The organism is Rhodoferax sp. (genome assembly GCF_028688795.1).
Taxonomy (GTDB): Bacteria; Pseudomonadota; Gammaproteobacteria; order Burkholderiales; family Burkholderiaceae_C; genus Rhodoferax.
The window spans coordinates 1-3265 of the sequence record NZ_JAQTXM010000093.1 but is presented as its reverse complement, the minus strand read 5'-3'; the positions used below and the strand labels follow the sequence as shown (position 1 = coordinate 3265).

Annotated in this window: 1 protein-coding gene and 1 pseudogene; one reads left to right on the top strand and one right to left on the bottom strand. The window is 60.4% G+C overall.

What is annotated here, in order from left to right:
* A partial coding sequence (locus PHQ58_RS23525; RefSeq protein WP_300116346.1) for a DUF349 domain-containing protein occupies nucleotides 1-1863 on the bottom strand: 1863 nt, incomplete at its 3' end.
* A 965-nt stretch (nucleotides 1864-2828) separates the two neighbouring features.
* Between PHQ58_RS23525 and PHQ58_RS23520 the strand changes: the two are divergent.
* Nucleotides 2829-3265 (top strand): annotated as a pseudogene (locus tag PHQ58_RS23520) (lytic transglycosylase domain-containing protein); the annotation flags it as partial.

Genomic DNA, 3265 nt, shown 5'->3' with positions numbered 1-3265 from the left:
GCGAATTTGCTGCACATCGCCGCTGGCATTGGCCGCTTCCAGCGCCTTGGAGGCCTCCAGCACCACCCGATCACGCGCACTCAGTTCAGTCACAGCCTTTTCGCGGTCTGCCGATTTGCGGTTGAAGGCTTCGTCAATCGGCTTGCGGAAGGCATCCCACAGCTTTTGCTCATGCTTGCGGTCCAATGGCACGGTCTGGGCTTCGGCCTGCCAGCGCTGCTGCAAGGCTTTGACCGCATCAATGCGCAGCGTGGGAGCAGCGCCCAGTGCCACCGCTTCATCAATCATGGCGTGGCGACGGGCAAGGCTCTCTTTTTGCGCGTTCTCCAGCGGTGCGGCGGCAGCGGCGATGGTCTGCTTCCAAAGCGGCTGCAGTTCGGCAAAGATCTTTTCGCCGACATGACCGCCTTCACGCCAACGGTCGCCAAACTGGTGCAGTGCGCGGTTGATGGCCTTCCAGTCACCAGAGGCGGCATGCTCTTGCGCCCAGGCCTTGACCTCTTCGATCAGGGCCATGCGCTGGGCCTTGTGCTCGGCAGCTTCGGTGCGGATCTTTTCGAGCCAGGCTTCCACCACCTTGTGCGCGGCATTGCACGCCTCATCAAACTTTTTCCACAAGCCGTGGTTGGCTGCACCGCCCTGATCCGACTGCTTCCACTGTTCGCGCAACTGGCGCAGTGACTCCTGCATCTTGCGGCCACCCAACGCCTGACCGTCAGGACGATGCAGCAGGGCTTCTGCCTTGGCCACCAAGTCTTCACGGACCTGGTCTGCACTCCAGCGCTGCCAGCCTTCCAGCTCACCCGCAGCCACCAGGGCAGCGTGCACCTGGTGCTCCAGCGCGGAGTCAATGTGCTTGCCATGGACCTTCAGCACGGCGCGCAGTGCCGCAGCAGCGCCCGCACTGGCCTTGCCATGCCCTTCGGCGGTTTCCTTTTCCAGCGTTGCCAGGGCTTCGCGCACGACTTGCACGGCCTTTTCAACCACCTCAGGTGCGACCTTGGGCTTGACCACTCGGGCGGGCTTGGCAGCGACTGCGGCAGCCGCCTCAGTTGGCAGCCCGCGCACAACACGCAATTCATCGGCCCACACGGGTACGGGCGGCAATGGGGCAGCCGCGTCCTCGGCAGCCGCAGCGGCTTGCGCCACGGCGGGCTGGAAGGCGTCCCACACCACCAGCAACTGTGTGCGCGAGGCCTCCAGCAGTGGCGGAAAGCGCGCCTCCACGCTGACCCAGCTGGCGTCTCCGGTCAACTCCTGGGCTTGCTCCTGCCAGCGCTCAACGTCGGCACGCAGCAATTCCAACGCAGCATGCGCATCTTTCCAGGACTTGGTGGAGAGCACCTCGATGCGTTGGGCCAACAGCACGGCGGCTTCTCGCTGCACCTGCACACGGTGCTGCAGGTCTTCGATCACCTTCACGCGATCGGCGACCTGCACCTTGAGCAGCGAAAGAGGTTCGCGCGAAAGGGGCGCGCCCGCCTTGGCCGCATCGCGCTGCCACGCCAAGGCGTCGGCAATGTTGAGCTTGGGAGCGGCAAGCAATGCCTGGGCCTTCTCGGCCCACTCGGCCGCAATGGCCTCCTGTCCTTTGGCGCGGCGGATTTCATCCAGCCGTTCGCGTACCGCGCGTGCAGCCCCCTTGTCGCGCCCGCTCAGTTCCTTGAAAACCTCTTGCAGTTGCTCGGGCGCCGGCTGGGTGGCGAGCCAGTCACGGATGCGGGAAGCCCGCTCACTTGACGTGGCGGCCGAGAAAGCGCCACCAGTCAGCGCATCCAGGGGATGCGACTCTTGGGTTTTGGCCGGGGCCGGATTCACTTCAGGTACGTCGGACATTTTGCTGCGAGAAAAAAAAGGAAACATGGATCCAATGAATGAGAGGACCGGACAAGCCACTTGGGGGAAAGCTGGACGCTGCGGCCACATGCGTGAGCGCTTGCGAGCGGGAGTGCCATTTTCACCGGGTTCCAGCAAAAGACCACGCCATGGCGTCGGGCCAAGCATCAAGAAATGATCTGGCGCAAGCTGGTCAGATCGACTGACACGGGCAGGTCGGTTGATGAAATCCACTCTCCCGGCGCAACGAGGCCAGCCATGGAGAACCTCGCCCATTATCCCTATATATATGCAACCGGCGAACTGGCCCCTGCAACCGGCCAAAACACAGACACAACACCCGGCATGGATGCACCAACAAGAAAGCCCGGTGGACAGACCTCATGGCCTGCCCACCGGGCTTGACGGCTGACGCAACGGTCTTTGCCATCGGTTCGCAATCTGGAGTTGAAAGTCCACATTGCGAGGAGACAAGGTATTGCCTCCAAGGTTTGCCATAAAAGCTGCATCTGCTGCACCTGGGCACTGCATGCCTTCAGCGGGAGACTTTGCTTTGTCTGGCGATGCCTGAAATCGACAGGCAACGCAACCTTACCAAACTCACTGGCCCAACTCAAATTGCATTCTCAATGGCCCACAAGACCGCGATTGAAATTGACACACAGTGGTCACAGAACATGCGCTTCCATGTAAGCCGAAATTGCAAAAATAGGCGCTTTACTGAGGTTTTTTACAGCTTTATCATAACAATTATGTATTTTGAATAACTTTGTTAGTATTGACTTGGCATTAAGTGACCTCCTAGAATCCGCCAGCCCCCAACAGGGCTAGTAAAAACCCCAACCCGCTGCCGAACCCGGCTAAGTCAATTCATCGCTCGAGTCATGAACGAAGCACGGAATTGATGGCGTACCAATCCAGGTGACTCCCTGAGCCGATGCTGTCGTTGACGACGGTATCGCAAGCAGGCGTCGCTTCAGAAAGGAAGAGCTATGACAGCGTCAGGAAAAATAGTCTCCGGCGTACGGACCTTCGTGGCCGACGTGACCGAAGGTTTCCTTGAAATCACCCACAACAGTTTTGCCCTCATCGGGCTGGCCGTTGCCTTTGTTGTTTTGACCCTTACGGCCCGCCCGGACCTGCGCCAGGCGGGCGAGGCGCATCTGATGGACTGGCTGCAGTCCCGTCAGGTGGCCCTGCTGGAAATGCCAGTAGAGCTGGGTGCCATCGAACGCGCCACTGCCAGCAACCCCAAGGACCTGCCAAAAGAGCAGGCTGCGGTGGCTTACTGGCTGAGCAAGAAATACCGCGTTGCGCCAGAACCCCTGAGCGCACTGGTGGCTGAAGCTTATGAAACCGGCGCACGCACCAAGATCGATCCGACCCTGATCCTGGCCATCATGGCCATCGAATCCAGCTTCAACCCCTT